The organism is Chryseobacterium sp. T16E-39, from assembly GCF_002216065.1.
GTDB lineage: Bacteria > Bacteroidota > Bacteroidia > Flavobacteriales > Weeksellaceae > Chryseobacterium.
Genome location: NZ_CP022282.1, coordinates 2,608,182 through 2,626,738 on the forward strand (window position 1 = coordinate 2,608,182; position 18,557 = coordinate 2,626,738).

Annotated in this window: 16 protein-coding genes; 11 read left to right on the plus strand and 5 right to left on the minus strand. The window is 35.9% G+C overall.

Features of this window, described 5'->3' with window-relative positions; genetic code table 11:
• Positions 1-204: 204 nt before the first annotated feature.
• Entirely contained in the window at positions 205-2,433 is a 2,229-nt protein-coding gene (locus CEY12_RS11815; RefSeq protein ID WP_172821033.1) for a reprolysin-like metallopeptidase, read from the plus strand.
• Between the two features lie 78 nt (positions 2,434-2,511).
• On the opposite strand, the gene CEY12_RS11820 is transcribed toward CEY12_RS11815, so the two are convergent.
• Complete coding sequence (locus CEY12_RS11820) at positions 2,512-3,645, minus strand: acyltransferase family protein (RefSeq protein WP_089027887.1); 1,134 nt, start codon at positions 3,643-3,645, stop codon at positions 2,512-2,514.
• A gap of 110 nt (positions 3,646-3,755) precedes the next feature.
• On the opposite strand from CEY12_RS11820, the gene CEY12_RS11825 reads away from it, so the two are divergent.
• The 6 genes from CEY12_RS11825 (at position 3,756) to pyk (ending at position 9,111) form a co-directional block, all read left to right on the plus strand.
• Entirely contained in the window at positions 3,756-4,619 is an 864-nt protein-coding gene (locus CEY12_RS11825) for an AraC family transcriptional regulator (protein ID WP_089027888.1), read from the plus strand.
• Between the two features lie 314 nt (positions 4,620-4,933).
• Complete coding sequence (locus CEY12_RS11830; RefSeq protein ID WP_002976354.1) at positions 4,934-5,173, plus strand: acyl carrier protein; 240 nt, start codon at positions 4,934-4,936, stop codon at positions 5,171-5,173.
• Between the two features lie 33 nt (positions 5,174-5,206).
• Positions 5,207-6,451 (plus strand): beta-ketoacyl-ACP synthase II, encoded by a 1,245-nt coding sequence (gene fabF / locus CEY12_RS11835; protein ID WP_089027889.1) that lies wholly within the window; start codon positions 5,207-5,209, stop codon positions 6,449-6,451.
• A gap of 9 nt (positions 6,452-6,460) precedes the next feature.
• Entirely contained in the window at positions 6,461-7,222 is a 762-nt protein-coding gene (rnc, locus tag CEY12_RS11840) for a ribonuclease III (RefSeq protein WP_089027890.1), read from the plus strand.
• Complete coding sequence (locus CEY12_RS11845; RefSeq protein ID WP_089027891.1) at positions 7,200-7,673, plus strand: IPExxxVDY family protein; 474 nt, start codon at positions 7,200-7,202, stop codon at positions 7,671-7,673. Before rnc ends, CEY12_RS11845 begins: the two co-directional genes overlap by 23 nt.
• On the plus strand, positions 7,666-9,111 hold the full coding sequence (gene pyk / locus CEY12_RS11850; protein WP_089027892.1) for a pyruvate kinase: 1,446 nt from the start codon (positions 7,666-7,668) through the stop codon (positions 9,109-9,111). The genes CEY12_RS11845 and pyk overlap by 8 nt, the downstream gene beginning before the upstream one ends.
• A gap of 147 nt (positions 9,112-9,258) precedes the next feature.
• Here pyk and CEY12_RS11855 read toward each other — a convergent pair whose 3' ends face one another.
• The 4 genes from CEY12_RS11855 to hutI all read right to left on the minus strand — a co-directional run bounded on the left by CEY12_RS11855 (position 9,259) and on the right by hutI (position 15,170).
• Positions 9,259-10,551 carry an aldehyde dehydrogenase family protein gene (locus tag CEY12_RS11855; protein WP_089027893.1) on the minus strand — a complete coding sequence of 431 codons (1,293 nt, stop codon included), beginning with the start codon at positions 10,549-10,551 and terminating at the stop codon, positions 9,259-9,261.
• Between the two features lie 137 nt (positions 10,552-10,688).
• Positions 10,689-11,615: a formimidoylglutamase gene (gene hutG, locus CEY12_RS11860; RefSeq protein WP_228409682.1), complete on the minus strand. Its 927-nt coding sequence runs from the start codon at positions 11,613-11,615 to the stop codon at positions 10,689-10,691.
• 111 nt (positions 11,616-11,726) lie between these two features.
• A complete protein-coding gene (locus tag CEY12_RS11865; protein ID WP_089027895.1) occupies positions 11,727-13,742 on the minus strand; it encodes a BCCT family transporter in 2,016 nt (671 codons plus the stop codon).
• 198 nt (positions 13,743-13,940) lie between these two features.
• On the minus strand, positions 13,941-15,170 hold the full coding sequence (gene hutI / locus CEY12_RS11870) for an imidazolonepropionase (RefSeq protein ID WP_089027896.1): 1,230 nt from the start codon (positions 15,168-15,170) through the stop codon (positions 13,941-13,943).
• Between the two features lie 148 nt (positions 15,171-15,318).
• On the opposite strand from hutI, the gene ruvB reads away from it, so the two are divergent.
• From ruvB to coaE, 4 genes are read left to right on the plus strand one after another with little or no spacing between them, the layout of a single operon-like run.
• Positions 15,319-16,341 (plus strand): Holliday junction branch migration DNA helicase RuvB, encoded by a 1,023-nt coding sequence (gene ruvB, locus CEY12_RS11875; RefSeq protein WP_089027897.1) that lies wholly within the window; start codon positions 15,319-15,321, stop codon positions 16,339-16,341.
• A gap of 6 nt (positions 16,342-16,347) precedes the next feature.
• A complete protein-coding gene (locus CEY12_RS11880) occupies positions 16,348-16,959 on the plus strand; it encodes an FMN-binding negative transcriptional regulator (protein WP_089027898.1) in 612 nt (203 codons plus the stop codon).
• 25 nt (positions 16,960-16,984) lie between these two features.
• Complete coding sequence (locus tag CEY12_RS11885; protein ID WP_089027899.1) at positions 16,985-17,851, plus strand: MBL fold metallo-hydrolase; 867 nt, start codon at positions 16,985-16,987, stop codon at positions 17,849-17,851.
• A gap of 6 nt (positions 17,852-17,857) precedes the next feature.
• Entirely contained in the window at positions 17,858-18,487 is a 630-nt protein-coding gene (gene coaE / locus CEY12_RS11890; RefSeq protein WP_089027900.1) for a dephospho-CoA kinase, read from the plus strand.
• Positions 18,488-18,557: the final 70 nt, after the last annotated feature.

Sequence of the window (18,557 nt, forward strand, 5' to 3'; positions counted from 1 at the left end):
ATCATTAACAATTCCACTTCAAACCAGCTCAATAGACCAATTTATTTATAAAAAAAAACCACAATAATTGATTTTTTGTTATGTCAATTACATAAGTTTAATTAATTTTATAATCGCCAAAAATTAAATCTGATATCCATTTTTAAGCTAGGATTTTTCGCTTTTACACAATAACATTAAATTAAACTACTATAAATTATGAAAATGAAACAATTACTTTATTTAGGGATATTTATTTTATCCATATCCCTGGGAAAAGCCCAGGATTTTTTCACCACAATAAGTGAAAGATCCATTAAGGCAGATCCTAAGAACAGAACAGTACAGCCTGAGAAGTTTCAAACGTATTCATTAGACGTGGCTGCAATGAAAAGCTACTTTAAGTCCGTTCCGGAACTTAGAGATAACGAGCTTAAAGACAAAGCCCCTATCATTGTCCTACCAATGCCTGACGGGACAAAAGCTAAATTCAAGATATGGAAATCTTCAGTAATGGCTCCTGAATTAGCTCAGAAGTTTCCTCAACTGGTTACTTTCACAGGTCAGGGCGTTGATGATCAGTACGCTACAATAAAATTAGATTTTACTGAATTAGGGTTTCATGCTCAGATAAAATCGGTAGTAAATGGTGATACCTATATCGATCCGTATGCAAAAAATAATATCGACAGTTATATTATTTACAAGAAAAGTGATCTAATCGATAGAACCCCAAGAACTTGTGGAACCAAAGACGAAGAGATTGCACCCGAAAAAAAAAATGTACAAAAAAGCGTCACTCCAAGCGTAGGTACTCAAATTAGAATTTTCAGATTTGCGGTAGCCTGCACCGGTGAGTACGCAAAAGCAGCAACAGGTTTAGCCACCCCTACTGTTGCCCAAACCCTTTCAGCGATTGTAACTTCTGTAAACAGGGTAAATGGTGTATACGAACAAGAAGTAGCAGTACGACTGATATTAGTTGCAACTGAAACAAATGTTATCTTTACAGACCCTGCTACAGATCCTTTTAATGGTAATGACGATGCCTACACCCTAATTGATGAGAGCCAGGCTCAGATTGATGCACTTATAGGAAGTGCCAATTACGATATAGGTCATACCTTCAGTACCGGAGGTGGTGGATTAGCCGGATTAGGAGTTATTTGCACTAATGGCCAAAAAGGAAGTGGAATTACCGGTTCACCTAATCCAGTTGGAGACCCTTATGATATAGATTATGTTGCTCATGAAGTAGGACACCAATTTGGAGGCCCACATACATTTAATGCAACAACATTAAACTGTGGAGGAGGTAACCGTAGTGCTTCCAATGCTGTAGAACCAGGAAGTGGAGTTACCATCATGGCGTACGCGGGAATTTGTGGTGCGACCAACAATCTTGCTCCTAACAGTATTCCTACTTTTCATACCCGATCATTTCAGTCTATTACTTCAACGGTTCAGGCAAAAACATGTCAAGTGACAACTCCGGTTGCAAATACCGCTCCTGTTGTTAACGCAGGAAGTGACTATACCATCCCTAAGGGAACGCCTTTTAAATTAACAGGTTCTGCAACCGATGCGCAAAATAATGCACTTACCTATTCATGGGAACAAAATGATGTAGGCCCAGCTGGGAATTGGAATGTTCCAACAGGAAATGCCGCTATATTCAGATCATTTGTACCTGTAACTGTTCCTTACAGATATTTTCCAAAACTTACTGATGTAATTAATAATACAACAACTAAGGGAGAATTATTGCCTTCTTATGGAAGAAATATGGAGTTCAGACTGACGGTAAGAGACAACAACGCAGGTTGTGCTGGAGTTGCTAATGATGACGCATCGATTACAGTCGATGGAAATTCAGGACCATTCACTGTTACAGCACCTGCTACAGCGGTTAGTTGGGCAGGCAACTCTTCTCAAACCATTACGTGGAATGTAGCGAACACTACTGCTGCTCCGGTAAGTTGTGCTAATGTAAGTATCTTGCTTTCTACAGATGGAGGCCTTACATATCCTACTACTATTATTGCTTCTACTCCAAATGATGGATCAGAGACCATTACAATCCCTAATGTAAATACAACCCAAGCCAGAATTATGGTGGCGGGACAAGGTAATGTATTTTATAATCTTAACCCGGTAAATTTTACAATTACACAGGTACTGGCTACCAATGAAGTAGCGGGAAATAAAGACGTATTCGTTCTTTATCCTAATCCAAGTAAGGGACTTCTGAATATTAAATTCACAAACTCTAGTGAAAACTATGACATCATGGTCTATGATGGAAGCGGAAGACTAGCATTCAGTAAACTGAACAACACATTAGATGCTGGTAAAGTTGGTACTTTCAACCTCGCTCACTTAACGACTGGAGATTATGTGATCAAGATTAAAACTAAAAAAATGGAGAAAACTGTTAAATGGGTTAAAGAATAAAGAAACTGAATCCATTTATTGATAAAAAAGGTTGTTTTCACTTGAAAACAACCTTTTTATTTTATAATAATATCGTACTTATTGAAATCTTTTCACCAGCCATTTTCTTACAGGTATATCATAGAGCCTCATATAAAGATATGCCATGATAATGGAAACGACTACAGTCAGCAAACCAAAAATCCAGGACTGAGAGTCTTCCAAAGTATATTTACCATTTGCGACCCATGCATAATAAGTATATGCCAATGGAAAATGGGTAATGTAAAGAGGGTAAGAAATATCACCTAACCACTTACAAAACTGATTTGTTTTTTCATTTACAATCTTCCCACCTGCTCCCAGTAAAATAACTGCCGGAAACAAAACCATTAGTGCAAAACATTCGTATAAAGCATTCTGCCAATGGGCTTCATTCCCACCCAATCGAGGAATTGCCAATATCATAATTAGTAAAATACCCGTCACAACAAAAGCATTTTTCATCGATTTCAGCTGAAAAACCCTTGCCAAAAATATCCCCGCCAAAAATGGAAAAGCCAGCCTCGTAAAACCAATTCTCAATTGGTTAACATCATCAATAGACCACCCTCCGATCATATCACCATTCGGATTGGTAAATGCATAATAGATCGTAAATAGTGCAGAAACTAGAACTAAAATCCCCAATACCAATTTCGAAACCTTCCGCAAAATTAAAGCGTAGAAAATATTGGCTATGTATTCATAAAATAATGACCACGCCGGACCGTTTAATGGATGCATTTCATTCCAACCTCTGACATCAAGCCCTTTTCCAACCGGGATCACTGTCATTCCTATAAACATCACCAATAGTAGCTTCCATACAGGAGTGGTCGAAATCCCGGCCCAGCCTAAACCTTCCGTCTGTTGGAAATAAAACAAAGCAGCTCCTACCAGCGAACCAATAATGATCATCGGTTGTAGTCTTATTAGACGCCTTATAAAAAAGTCTTTCAATGTCATCTGGTTCCATCGGCTATCATAGGCATAGCTGATCACATAACCTGATAGCATAAAGAAAAAATCGACCGCTAAATATCCATGATTGATGATCTGCTTGGTATGATCACCATTTGAAAAAACTTCAAAAACATGAAAAAACACGACCATAATAGCGGCAACTCCACGTAATCCATCAAGGATTTCATAATGAGGTTTAGAAGAGGAAATAGATAAGGTTGAGTTCATATCTGGATTAAAAATTTGATACAAAAATATACGATCCCAGCATAAAACACTTGTTCTATATTTTTTAATCATTGTCTTATATTTGTAAAATTGATTTCCCTTCTATTAAAATGAAACAAAATTTAAAATATTATCCAAATACTCAAACAAAAAGTTTTCATTTTGACCATGTTCACATCCAATGGAGTCAACAGGTTCCGCTTCATCAGCAACAAACCTGGGAACTATCTTACATTATAACCGGAAGTGGTGTCAGAATTATTGGAGATGTTATAGAAAATTTTTCAAAAGGTGAGATTATCTTAATTCCCCCTAATATCTCGCATTGTTGGTCTTTTGATCAATCTGTTCATGATGGTTATGGGAAAATTGAAAATATAACTATTGTTTTTGAAAATGAGTTTCTGAAAAACTGCACTCAAATTTTCCCCGAACTTTTCACGGCAATTTCTGAACTTCAAAGCAATGAAAATGCAGTTTCTTTTACTGAGGAGCTCTTACAAAAATTACAAATTTTAATGACTTCAATGGTCCATCAGAATGATATTGAACGGATTTCTTCCTTCATTAAAATATTAGAATTGATTTCCTATTGCAAAGAAATGCGAATTGTAGGAAGACCAATCAATGAAAATAAACAGGAAAAGAAGCTGCAGAAAATACATCTGTATGTATTGAGTAATTTTCAAAAGAATATTACTCTTGAAGAGATTTCACAATATGTTGGAATGCAGAAATCATCCTTTTGCATCTTTTTTAAAAGAATGACCGGAAAATCTTTTTTCACCTACTTAACTGAATTCCGCATCGAATCATCTTGCCAGATGCTATTAAAAACAAAACTGTCTGTAAAAGAAATTTGTATTGCATCAGGATTTAATGACATTCCTTATTACAATAGGGCTTTTAAAAAAAGTAAGGGGATGAGCCCGGGCTGTTATAGAAATAAGTACCAAAACATTCAAATTATATAAGAAGAGGTGAGCTTGATACCTAATTAAATTGTTCAACAAAACCAGTATGAAAGCCCTAAAGAAAAGTTAAAATATATACACAGGCATGAAATCTTATTGTTAACATTTAAATATAATTCTAAACCATCCTGCACACCTTATGATTAATTTCATCTTCTGCAACACATACAATTTATAAACACCTGAAAACGAAAACACTATATCCCATCCTGATAAAATACGGATAGTCTACCCACAAAAAAGACTAAAAAAATGTTTTATCGTAAAGAATTTTATATATTTGCAGCATCTAACAATTAAAAAAATAATTTACTATGTCAGACATTGCATCAAGAGTAAAAGCTATCATCGCTGATAAGCTTGACGTTGAAGAAACAGAAGTAACTCCTGAAGCTAGCTTCACTAACGATTTAGGAGCTGATTCACTGGATACAGTTGAACTTATCATGGAGTTTGAAAAAGAATTTAATATTCAAATCCCTGATGATCAAGCTGAAAAAATTACTACTGTAGGTCACGCTATCGCTTATATCGAAGAAGTAGTAAATAAATAATATTCTTCAACAAAAGGAAAATTAAAAAAATTTATGGAATTAAAAAGAGTAGTTGTAACCGGTTTTGGAGCAATAACACCGATTGGAAATAATGCGAAGGAATACTGGGAAAATCTTGTTAAAGGTGAGAGCGGTGCAGCTCCGATTACTCTTTTTGATGCCACAAATTTTAAAACAAAATTCGCTTGCGAAGTAAAGAATTTCGATCCATTGCAACATTTCGAGAAGAAAGAAGCAAAAAAAATGGACCGAAATACTCAACTAGGACTTGTAGCCGCAAGAGAAGCTGTAAAACATTCCAGAATTATTGAAGACGCTGTTGATAAAAACAGAGTTGGTGTAATCTGGGGTTCCGGGATCGGAGGTTTAGAAACTTTTGAAACAGAAGTTCTAGGATGGGCAAATACAGATATTCCAAGATTCAACCCATTCTTTATTCCTAAAATGATCGCGGATATTACGCCTGGACATATCTCTATTGAGTATGGTTTCCATGGGCCTAATTATACAACGGTATCTGCTTGTGCTTCTTCTGCTAATGCACTAATCGATTCTAAAATGCTGATCCAGCTTGGAAAAGCAGACGTTATCGTATGTGGAGGATCTGAAGCAGCTGTTACAGCAAGTGGAGTTGGCGGATTTAATGCTATGATGGCACTTTCTACAAGAAATGATGATCCAAAAACAGCTTCAAGACCATTTGACAAAGACAGAGATGGCTTTGTATTAGGTGAAGGAGCAGGAACTATTATCCTTGAAGAATATGAACATGCGGTAAAACGTGGGGCAACAATTTACGCAGAATTAAAAGGAGGCGGTCTTAGTGCTGATGCACATCATATGACAGCACCTCATCCTGAAGGTTTAGGAGCTTACCTGGTAATGAAAAGTTGTTTAGAAGATGCAGGGTTAACTGCTGATGAAGTAGATCATATCAATATGCATGGTACATCTACTCCATTAGGAGACATTGCAGAATCTAATGCAATTTCAAAATTACTTGGCGAACACGCTTACGACATTCAGATCAATTCTACAAAATCGATGACAGGACACCTTCTTGGTGCTGCCGGAGTTATTGAGGCTATTGCTGCTTTGGGAACGATTATTCATGGTATTGTTCCTCCTACAATCAATCATTTTACTGATGATGAGAATATCGACAGCAGACTGAATTTTACATTTAACGACGCTGTGAAAAAAGATGTAAAAGTAGCCATGAGCAATACTTTTGGATTTGGTGGGCACAATGCCTGCGTTCTGTTTAAGAAAATCTAAATTCACTGAATGGAGTTACAGAAATACTTTTCTAAATTCCTTCTCAAGCAAAGAAAAAGAAAATTAACGGAGAGAGATTATTTTCTTAGTACCGAGCTCAATAAAGTGCTGGGTTCTGAGATACAGAATATTGCTCTTTACCGTGAAGCTTTTTCTTTGAAAAATTCTTCTAAAAATCAAGACAGCAATTACGAAAGACTTGAATTTTTGGGAGATTCTGTTTTGGGTACAATTATTTCTTGTCATTTGTTCCAGACTTATCCTCAAGCTAATGAAGGATATCTCACACAAATGAAATCTAAGATTGTTAATAGGAAAAATCTTAATAAATTAGGGGAAGATTTAAAGCTGACGGATCTTTTAGTTAAACAAAATTCTGTCGCTTTAGGTGAAAATATCTCCGGAAATTTATTCGAAGCATTAATTGGTGCTGTTTACTTAGACTTTCATTATGATACCTGTAAGAAGATCATTTTGGAAAGACTTTTAACGCCATCAGAAATTAATAAGCTCGAAAATAAAATTGTGAGCTATAAAGGCCTTCTTCTGGAATGGAGCCAGAAGAAAAAAGTAAGTATAAAATATGAAACCTGTGAAGAAGTTCAGGGTAACAAATCGATCGTATTTCGCTGCCATGTTTGGCTTGGAGATGAAAGGATCGCCAATGCTACTGAAACTTCAAAGAAGAAAGCAGAAGAAAAAGCAGCCCAACGGGCATTTTATATTTTAAATAAAAAAGAAAATATACTTGGAAATTCAAAAACTTTATGATCTAGACGATATAGAATTTGAAGATATTGCCATAGGATTGGTAAGATTAGCAAAAAATGTATTCGATCATGAATTTTTTTTCAAAATAAATCAAACTAACGATCTCAAGTTTTCAAGAATAGATGATCTCGTCTTTCATGGATCTTATTATGATTATTATTTCTCAAGATTCGAGGCTTATCACAAGTTTACAAAGACTTATTTCACGTTCATTTCCAATAAATCCTGTGAAAGTAAGCAGAAAAAATTACAAACCGAACTCTTCTCAGACGAAGAGAATATTAAATTTTTATTAAATAATCAGGTAGATGTAGAATATATTCTGCATAGTTCGGAACAATTCCCTGATTTTTCCGTAATTTTGCTCCCTGAAAATCTTGTGTTTCCAATTCAAGATTATACACTAAGTTCTGAAGAGGAACTTTATCAAATTATCCAGTATTATGAATAAGTATTTAAAGAAGACAAAAATTATCGCAACGCTTGGCCCTGCATCATCATCTAAAGAAGTCATGTTAGGACTTATGAAAGCAGGTGTAGACGTTTTTAGAATAAATTTTTCACATGCAGATTATGACTTAGTTCGAACCAATATTGATATCATCAGAGAACTCAATAAGGAACATGGATATTCTGTAAGTATTTTAGGAGACTTACAGGGTCCTAAATTGAGGGTGGGAGTTGTAAAAGAAGGATCATATCTTAATCCTGGAGACATCTTAACATTCACCAATGAAAAGATTGAAGGAGATTCTACCAAAGTGTATATGACTTACCAGCAGTTTCCTCAGGACGTGAATGTGGGTGAAAGAATCCTAATTGATGACGGAAAATTAGTTTTAGAGGTTATTGAAACCAATGCAATAGATACTGTAAAGGCTAAAACAATTCAAGGGGGACCACTTAGTTCTAAGAAAGGAGTAAACTTACCTAATACTAATGTTTCTCTTCCAGCTTTAACGGAAAAAGATATTCAGGATGCTAATTTCATGCTTGATATGGAAGTAGACTGGATCGCTTTATCATTTGTTCGTCATGCGCAGGATATTATCGACTTAAAGGAACTTATTAAAAAGCACCCGAACGGTAAGTTCAAAACACCAATTATTGCTAAAATAGAAAAACCTGAAGGGGTAAAAAATATCGAAGAAATTTTATTGGAATGTGATGGATTAATGGTTGCCCGTGGAGATTTAGGAGTGGAAGTTCCTATGGAAGAAGTTCCGGCAATTCAGAAAAACCTGGTTGAGAAGGCAAGGTTCTATTCCAAACCGGTGATCATTGCTACCCAGATGATGGAAACCATGATCAACAGCTTGACTCCTACAAGAGCGGAAGTAAATGACGTTGCCAATTCTGTATTGGATGGCGCTGACGCAGTAATGCTTTCGGGAGAAACTTCTGTAGGAAGATATCCTATCCAGGTAGTTGAAAACATGGCAAAAATCGTTCAGAATATAGAAAAGACTAATTTCTATCAGCACAAGAATGAACCTATAGAAAAAGACTACAACTGCATCGATGAAAGGTTCATTACGAACAGAGTATGTTTGGCAGCGGTTAGAATTGCAAAAACAACAAATGTTACTGCAATTGTTACTTTAACGCATTCAGGATATACAGCTTTCCAACTTGCAGCTCACAGACCAAACTCTCATATCATTGTGTATAGTGGTAATAAAAGGGTCATTACCATGTTGAATCTTCTTTGGGGTGTTCACGCTTATTATTACGACATGAACAAGTCAACAGACGAAACAATTATCCAGGTAAATATGCTAACCCATAACTACGGATATATTGAAAGTGGAGATTTTGTTATCAACATCAATGCTACTCCATCTTATGAGGGAGGAAAAACGAATACGCTAAGACTGACGACAGTGTAAAAGCGATAAGGCAAAAAGGCTGATAAGCTGAAAGGCGAAATTGCTTTCATTATAAAAAAGAACTCCTGGAAATTCCGGGAGTTCTTTTTTATATATAGTGAGTATTAAAAATCATTAATACATCTTACTTTTTACATTGTACAAAAATCAATTCCCTACAATAGTTTTAGAAGTTACAAATTCTTTCAAAGCAATCAGAGAAAGTTCGGTTCCATATCCTGATGCTTTGCTTCCTCCAAAAGGAAAACGTGGATCAGAACTCGTCATTCTATTGATATTCACTGTCCCTGATTCCAGGTTCTCAATAAAGAACAGCTGTCGGGCTTTATCTTTAGTCCAGACAGAGTTTGAAAGTCCAAAAGGAATATCATTGGCAATCTGTAATGCTTCTTCATCATTTTTAGCAATCATAACCATACCAAGAGGTCCGAAAAGCTCTTCTCTTAAAACCGGATTCCCTTTCTGAACTCTAATCAAACCGGGTTTGAATTCATTCTCTGAAATTCTCTCCAACGGAATGATAATTTCTGCACCATTTTCCAACGCTCTATTAAATTGAGCTTCCAGTTCATCCGCTAAGTCAGGTCTCGCCATTCCGGCTAATTTGGTCTCTTTATCCAATGGATCTCCAACTTCATATTTTTTATATTCTTCTATGAATTTAGGTAAAAATTCACCTTCAATCTTTTCGTCAATGATAAATCTTTTTGCTGCAGTACAGGTTTGTCCACAATTTTGAAGCCTGGACTTTACGCCCGCTTTTGCAGCTTCTTCCAGATCCGCATCATCAAAGATGATAAAAGCATCACTTCCACCTAATTCAAGTAAGGATTTTTTGATATTTAAACCCGCTATCGAGGCCACTTCTCCTCCAGCTTTTCCGCTACCTGTAAGGCTCACTCCTTTTACAGCATCGTGCTCAAGAATTTCTTTTACAGCCTTATGCCCTACTTCTAAATTCTGAAAAACACCTTCGGGGAAACCTGCTTCCAAAAGAACATCTTCTATTGCATTTCCACTTCCAAAGCAAATCGAAGCATGCTTCAAAACTATTGTATTTCCCGCCAAAATCGCAGGAACAGCAAATCTCAACACCTGCCAAAAAGGAAAGTTCCAAGGCATCACCCCTAAAATTACTCCTTTCGGAACAAAATGAACTTCAGAATAAGCAAATTCAGATTCAATTTTTTCAGGTTTTAAAACATTTTCAGCATCTGCATAGTAATTCATCATTAAAGCACACTTCTCCACCTCAGCAATCGATTCCGAGATTGGTTTATTCATCTCAGTGGTAATGATTCTGCCAAATTTCTCTGAATTGTTCTTTAAAATCTCAGCTGCCTTTGCAATTAGCCTTTGTCTTTCTTCAAAGGGTACTTTCTTCCATTCTGAAAAAGTCTTATCTGCTTTGATAAGTTTATTTTCAATTGATTGTTCCATAATGTAATTTTTGTTTCAAATTCAAAAAAATGAATTTGGAATGCTCTTATCAGTAAAAGCATGAACAAAGCAACAAATTTTGTTCCTTTAGGTTAAATAAAATAATGATTTTCTCTATTAAAAGAATACATTTTTTGTTATATCATAAACCACTCGTTGATCAGACTCGCAGCGAGCCTCGCTGTTTTATCCTGAATATCATAGGAAGGGTTCACTTCTGCAACATCCAATGCAACCAGTTTATTACTCTTTAAAATATGTTTATAGAAATGCATAAAAGCTGCATCTGCAAAAATACCGTTATACGCAGAAGCTGAAACTCCCGGAGCGATAGATGCATTAAAGACATCCATACAAATAGTTAGATAGGCAACATCCACCTCATCCAATAAATCGTTAATCCGCTGATATATGGAGGGAAGATTTTCAAAAAACAATTCATCTGCAAGAATGTATTTCATACCGTATTGATGCGCAGTATCAAATAATTTTAAGGTATTGGAGTTTCTTTGTATTCCAATATGCAGGGAATGAATATCTCCTTCCTGTGCGATCTGCCAGAATCCGGTTCCGGAACTTGCTCCTACTCCTTCTTCGGGCTGACGGTTATCAAAATGAGCATCAATATTAATGATCCCTATTTTCTGTTCGGGAAAAGCCGTTTTCACCCCCAAATAATGAGCATACGTCAGCTCATGACCACCGCCAATAACAAGAGATTTACCTCCCTTCAATAAAACTTTCGACACATTCTTGGCCAGACTCTGTTGAGTCTTTTCAAGATGGGTATCATCACAGGTTATATTTCCAAAATCCAACAATGAAAAATCCGGAAGAATAACCGGAAAATTTGACATATTTTTCCTTATGACATCCGGAGCATCTTTAGCCCCTAATCTTCCTTTATTCCTTCTTACTCCTTCTTCTACTGCAAAACCGTGTAAAACGAAATCATTAGTAGAAATAACATCATAATTATTTTCAATTTTCACTCTTTGAAAAATTCTGTGATAAAGAAGTTCATCTCCATCCCATCTACCTTGCCAAATATTCTGTGACATCATTCTTAATAATTCAATTACAGTTTATAAACTCAATAATATTGTTTCAATAGTACAATGATCATGATCTATTAAAACAGCTGCAAATTTACATAAATTTATCCGTTGTTATTTTTATACCTTACCCTGATTTGCATTGCTGCTGATAAACATTTCATTCTTCTCTTCTGAAACTATTTCTAAAAATCGTTCATAATGTTTAAGAACGTCAGAAATCAGTTCATTCTTTGTAAAATATTGTACATCGTATCCTTCCCTCGCATCACCAAAATAAGATTTTGGATAATGGGTTGTGTTGTTCTCAAGGTCAGGAAGATTTTCTTCATAAATAATATATTCTGAGACTGTTTTCTCCTGGTTTTTTATTCCATAAATAAAATTATTGACAACACCGTGATGAATTTCTATTTCTATTTTCGTAGGATTATCACCATAATTCATCTTTACTTCTATCCCGTTATCCGCAAGCTCCTGTTGCAGCTCCAAAAAACCATCTCTTACTGTGCCGTGAATAAAACCATCTACTGAAGATTTATCTTTAAAAGAAACAATCCTTTTTAAACGTTCTTTCCAAAATTCACCAGACCAGGGAATAGCGGAAGCTGAAAAGTTTCTCTCATAATATTTCTGATCGATAATCAATGCCTTCATCAAACTTACAATGAATAAAAGTACAATAATTGAAAATGGCAGCGCAGTGATTAATGTCATACTCTGAAGAGCTTTCAACCCGCCCACATTGAGTAATAATAAAGAAAGTACAGCCAGCAGCAATCCCCAAAATATCAATTGCCACTTGGGGGACTTTTCAGCATTTTTAGTTGCAATACTATTCATAACAAAGATTCCTGAATCTGCTGAAGTCACGAAAAAGATGATGATAATAATGATAACGAAAAAGCTGGTGATCGTAGAAAATGGCATATATTCCAGAAAACGGAACATCAATGCATCCGGATTGGAAGCAAATTCACTCAGCTTACCTCCTGCTATATTGAAATCAAACCAAATGGCACTGTTCCCAAAAACAGACATCCAGCTAAAATTAAATAAAGTAGGAAGTATCAAAACTGCCAGAATAAATTCTCTGATCGTTCTTCCTTTTGAAATTCTGGCTATAAACAAGCCTACATAAGGCGACCATGAGATCCACCATGCCCAGTATAAAATAGTCCAGTCATAAAACCAGGGCAGAGTCTCTTTTTCATATACATGGGTACTAAAAGTAAGATCGAAAAAATTATTGATATAATTCCCCAAACCTTCCGTAAAACTGCCTATTAAATAAACAGTTGGCCCTAATATCAGTACAAATAATAAAAGAACAATGACACTGATAACATTAACATTACTTAATATTTTCACGCCTTTGTTTACTCCACTAATCGCAGAAAAAACAGAAAGAGCAATCAGGCAAAAAACAATGATGATCTGATATGCAAATTTATTTTCGGGAATGGCTCCTAATATCTGTAACCCCGAATTGATCTGAACAACTCCGAAACCTAATGTGGTTGTAATTCCAAAAAAAGTACAACAAAGCGCAAAAATATCAATAACGTTTCCCCACTTTCCGTTGATCTTGTCTTTTAATAAAGGATAGAAACAACTTCTTAATGAAAGAGGTAGCCTATACCGATAAGCAAAATAGGATAATGAAAGACCAACAATCCCATAAATAGCCCAGGCATGGATCCCCCAGTGAAAAAATGTATAAAGCTGCGCCTGCTTTGCCCTGTTTACATAATGGCTATTTCCAAAGACTTCCGAAGAATAATGCTGCATGGGTTCAGCCACACTAAAGTATATCAAACCAATCCCCATCCCTGCAGCAAACAGCATGGAAATCCATGAGAATAAAGAGTATTCCGGTTTACTGTCATTGGCTCCCAGCTTTATATTTGCATATTTACTAAACATGAGATATACGAGAAAAATCACAAATATGGTGACAGACCAAACGTAAACCCAATTCAGATTAACAAAAATAAATTCTTTAATCCCATTTAAGATATTCTCTGTAGATTTCGGGTAAAGCGCAGAAAGGAAGCACGTTCCAATTATAAAAATGAGACTTGGAATCGTTACTCCTCTGTTAAATGTTGATTGTAGATTTCGAAATTTCATCATATATATTTTTCGGGTTAAATTATTGAAACATCATTCTGGCATAGCGCAACAAAAGCATTCAAAAAAGTAAGAAAAACAATATGATCCTTCTTTATCAATTACACTTAGGAACTGTAGAATTATTTTCCGACAATGAAAAATAACAGGTTCATTAAGGAAACTTATAACAAGATAGTAAGCAGGGGAAAAGTTTTTAGATTAGACTTTCCACCTTTCTCCATTGATATAAATATTTTCAGCGGTTAAACTTCCTTGGTTATATAGTACATTTTGAAAATTATCCGTTTTAAAAGTTACAAAATCTGCTTTTAATCCTTTTTCTAATCTTCCCCTGTCTTCTAATCCCAGAGCATATGCTGAGCGAAAAGTTATTCCTGCCAAAACTTCGGCAGTGGTTAACTTTTGGTATGTTGCTAAAATGGAAGCCTGAGTAATTAAGTTACCCATTGGCGCGGAACCCGGGTTCCAGTCACTGGCTATTGCAAGAATAGCTCCTGCATCCAACAACTTTCGTGCCGGAGTGAACTTTTCCCCCAATCCTAAACTTGCTCCCGGCAATGCTGTAGCTACAATATTAGAATGAGCAATAAACTCAATATCTTCATCAATTGTAGCCTCCAAATGATCCGCAGATTGCGCTCCCACTTCAACTGCAATCCTGGAGCTTCCCGGGGTGAACTGGTCTGCATGAACTGTTATTTCAAAACCGAGTTCTTTAGTTTTTAATAAAAATTCTTTACTTTCTTCTGGTTGAAATGCTGACTTTTCAATAAAGATATCCACTCTTTTTGCAAGATTTTCATCTTTTACTTTAGGTAAAATCTCTGTAATAATAAAATTCAAATATTCTTTATTATCCCCGTCAAAATCTCTCGGCTTTAAATGGGCTGAAAGACATGTTGGAATCAGCGTAGCTTTAGTTCTTTCCTGAGCCTGTTTGATCATCCTTAGCATCTTCAGTTCATTTTCTACATCTAATCCATACCCGCTCTTCACTTCAATAGTAGTAATTCCTAAAGAAATAAGAAAATTAATTCTTTCCAATAAAGTTTTTAACAACTCTTCTTCTGAGGCATTTCTTGTGTGCTGAACGGAACTCCAGATCCCTCCTCCACTCTCTGCGATTTCAAGATAGGTCTTTCCGGCATTTCTCATTGCAAAATCATTGGCTCGGTTACCTCCAAAACAAATATGGGTATGAGAATCCACAAAAGCAGGCATTGCAATCTGGCCATCTTCAACTTCTTCAATTGTTGCACCTCCATATTCTGATTTTAACTCTTTGAAATTTCCAAGCTTTTGGATTTTATGATCATCAATCAGAATTCCTGCATCAACGATTACTTCAAGTTGATCGTCAGATAATTTTCCTCTTAACGAAAGATTGGCTAGTGTAATGATTTGCTTAAATGGTCCTATTAATTTCATAAGTATATGATCAGAAAAAGTTGTAGTGAGATTTAAATTTCCAGTCCAAAAATACTTAAAAAATATCTTTTAACCTTCATTTTTTAGCATAACCTTTTCCCTACCGTAAGTCTAAAATCCCTATCTTTGAGGTAAATGAAATGAATTAATGCCTGACTTTTTACATCCAGATAAAGAAAACTTTTCTCATGAGGAACTCATGCAGGAAGAACAAATTCGCCCCCAGAGTTTTAAGGATTTTGCGGGACAGAGAAAGACGCTGGAAAATCTCGAAGTTTTTGTGACAGCTGCCAAAAAACGTGGTGGAGCTCTTGATCATGTTCTTCTTCACGGCCCACCAGGTCTTGGAAAAACAACTTTAGCTAACATTATAGCAAACGAATTGGGTGTAAACTGTAAGATCACATCAGGTCCCGTTTTGGATAAACCCGGAAGTCTTGCAGGACTCTTAACTAATCTTGAAGAGAATGATGTTCTCTTCATCGATGAGATTCACCGTTTATCGCCTGTAGTTGAAGAATATCTTTATTCTGCTATGGAAGATTATAAGATTGATATTATGCTCGAGACCGGTCCCAATGCGCGAAGTGTTCAGATTGGGCTCAATCCTTTTACTTTAGTAGGAGCAACTACCCGAAGCGGAATGCTTACTAAACCGATGTTGGCCAGATTTGGTATTCAGAGCAGACTAGAATATTACACAATAGAACTTTTATCAATGATCATTATTAGAAGTTCAAGAGTTCTGGGGGTAAAGATTTATGAAGATGCCGCCATTGAAATTGCACGGAGAAGCCGTGGGACACCCAGGATTGCCAATGCATTGTTACGTAGGGTACGGGATTTTGCAGAAATAAAAGGCAATGGAGAAATTGAAATCAATATTACAAAATATGCCTTGAATTCTCTAAATGTAGATGAGTTCGGCCTGGATGAGATGGATAATAAGATCATGCGCGTTATGATTGAAAATTTCAAAGGAAAACCTGTCGGTATTTCTGCCCTGGCGACTTCAATTGCAGAAAACCCTGAAACATTAGAAGAGGTCTATGAACCATTTTTAATTCAGGAAGGATTTATTATCCGTACTCCGAGAGGAAGAGAAGTGACAGAGAAAGCTTATAAACATTTGCAGATTGCGATCCCTAAAAATCCTGGAGAATTATTTTAGTAAGTTATGTTTATCCCAAAATTATACAAGAGCGAAGATTATAATGTAATGCGTGAAATCATTAAGGAAAATGCTTTCGCTTTATTTATTTCTTCGGTTGACAAGATAAGGGCAACTCATTCTATGATGATGCTTAATGAAGACGATCCGGACCATATTTATGTTGAGACCCACATTTCAAGGGCAAACCCGCAGGCAAAGACCTTGAAAAATGGGGATGAAGTGGTATGCGACTTTTTAGGAGCACACACTTATATCTCCAGCAGTTGGTACAATCATATCAATGTTTCAACGTGGAACTATGAAGCGGTACAGATTCATGGTAAAGTTGAACTCATGAACAATGAGGAGCTCTACAGCCATTTAGATAAACTAACCCTCAAATATGAAAGCTTCCAACAGTGTCCTGTATTGGTGAAAAATATGGGTAAGGAGTTTGTGGAAAAGGAAATGAAAGGTGCATTTGGAATAAAAATAATCCCCGCAGAAATATTTATAAAACAAAAACTTTCTCAAAACAGGAAAGAGGAAGATTATCAAAACATTATTTCTCATCTTGAAAAATCTGATGATCAGGGGAAAAAGATTGCTGAAAAAATGAAACTTAATAAAAAGTAAAATACATTATAAAACATAATATTATATGAAGTTATATCCAATACAATGTGGAAAATTTAAACTGGACGGCGGTGCTATGTTCGGAGTCGTCCCAAAGAGTCTGTGGGAAAAAACCAATCCTGCAGACGATAGAAATCTGATAGAACTGGGAACAAGATCTTTATTAATCGAAGACGGCAAGAAACTTATTTTAGTGGATTGCGGTTTGGGAAATAAGCAAGATGAAAAATTTTTCGGACATTATTCTCTTTGGGGAGATGATAATTTAGATAAAAGCTTAAAAAAATACGGTTTCGTAAAGGAAGATATTACTGATGTCTTTTTCACCCATTTACATTTTGACCATTGTGGCGGTGCCATTGAATGGAACGATGATAAAACAGGCTATAGACCGGCCTTTAAAAATGCTCATTTCTGGACTAATGAAAACCATTGGCAGTGGGCCACCGAACCCAATCCCAGAGAGAAGGCAAGTTTTTTAAAAGAAAACATTCTTCCCATACAGGAAAGCGGTCAGTTGAATTTTCTACCCCTCCCAACTACAGGGAATTATGGCTTTGCTCCGGACCTGAAAATGGATGTCATCTTTGTAGATGGACATACTGAAAAGCAAATGCTTCCAGTAATCCAGTATCAGGAAAAAACAATTGTTTTTGCGGCGGATCTTATTCCTACGGCCGGACACATCAATCCGGTTTATGTAATGGGATATGACACAAGACCTCTTTTAACAGTAGAGGAAAAAGCAAAATTTTTAAAGCAATGTGTTGATAACGAGTATTTATTATTCTTCGAACATGATGCAAACCATGAACTCGCAAGTCTTAAAATGACTGAAAAGGGAGTAAGACTTGATGAGATCCACAGTTTTAATGATGTTTTTGGATATTAATTGACTATGGAAGAACTACATTCAGAAACACAAAAAACAGAACCAGAACCATCACCCAAGATCATTGGTCTTACAGGGGGAATAGGTTCGGGAAAAACAACAGTAGCCCAATTTATTGAAGAATGCGGATTTCCCGTTTATTATTCTGACGATAGAGCAAAGACAATTGTCAATGACAATGAAATTTTAAAGGAAAGAATTAAAGAACTTTTAGGAGATGAATCTTATGATGAGAATGGCTCTTATAATAGAAAATTTGTTGCGGAAAAGGTATTTAACAATGCAGATCTACTCCAACAGTTAAATGGTATCATACACCCTGCTGTTCGAATTGATTTTGAAGAGTGGGTGAAAAAACAATCTAAATATTTGGTATTTAAAGAGACTGCGCTATTGTTTGAATTGAAGCTCAATTTACAGTGTTATAAATCTCTCCTGGTGACAGCCCAGGATAATATCAGAATAAAAAGAGTAATGGATAGGGATAACAAAACCTATCGCGAGGTACAGACAATCATGGAGCGGCAAATGCCCGAGAAAGAGAAAATAAAAATAGCCGATTATATTATTTATAATGACACCAATCTGGAAGATCTAAAAGAACAAACAGAACGTGTTATCTTCGAAATAGAATAAATAAAAAACTCGTTAGACATTTTCTAACGAGTTTTTTTATTGCCAAAAAAATAAGCTCTCATTTCTAAGA

Coding starts and splice junctions, on each gene's coding strand:
- CEY12_RS11820 (WP_089027887.1), bottom strand. CDS start 3,645: ATGAACTCAACCTTATCTATTTCCTCTTCTAAACCTCATTATGAAATC.
- pyk (WP_089027892.1), top strand. CDS start 7,666: ATGAATAAGTATTTAAAGAAGACAAAAATTATCGCAACGCTTGGCCCT.
- CEY12_RS11885 (WP_089027899.1), top strand. CDS start 16,985: ATGAAGTTATATCCAATACAATGTGGAAAATTTAAACTGGACGGCGGT.
- CEY12_RS11830 (WP_002976354.1), top strand. CDS start 4,934: ATGTCAGACATTGCATCAAGAGTAAAAGCTATCATCGCTGATAAGCTT.
- coaE (WP_089027900.1), top strand. CDS start 17,858: ATGGAAGAACTACATTCAGAAACACAAAAAACAGAACCAGAACCATCA.
- CEY12_RS11880 (WP_089027898.1), top strand. CDS start 16,348: ATGTTTATCCCAAAATTATACAAGAGCGAAGATTATAATGTAATGCGT.
- CEY12_RS11815 (WP_172821033.1), top strand. CDS start 205: ATGAAACAATTACTTTATTTAGGGATATTTATTTTATCCATATCCCTG.
- CEY12_RS11865 (WP_089027895.1), bottom strand. CDS start 13,742: ATGATGAAATTTCGAAATCTACAATCAACATTTAACAGAGGAGTAACG.
- fabF (WP_089027889.1), top strand. CDS start 5,207: ATGGAATTAAAAAGAGTAGTTGTAACCGGTTTTGGAGCAATAACACCG.
- ruvB (WP_089027897.1), top strand. CDS start 15,319: ATGCCTGACTTTTTACATCCAGATAAAGAAAACTTTTCTCATGAGGAA.
- CEY12_RS11855 (WP_089027893.1), bottom strand. CDS start 10,551: ATGGAACAATCAATTGAAAATAAACTTATCAAAGCAGATAAGACTTTT.
- hutI (WP_089027896.1), bottom strand. CDS start 15,170: ATGAAATTAATAGGACCATTTAAGCAAATCATTACACTAGCCAATCTT.
- CEY12_RS11825 (WP_089027888.1), top strand. CDS start 3,756: ATGAAACAAAATTTAAAATATTATCCAAATACTCAAACAAAAAGTTTT.
- hutG (WP_228409682.1), bottom strand. CDS start 11,615: ATGATGTCACAGAATATTTGGCAAGGTAGATGGGATGGAGATGAACTT.
- rnc (WP_089027890.1), top strand. CDS start 6,461: ATGGAGTTACAGAAATACTTTTCTAAATTCCTTCTCAAGCAAAGAAAA.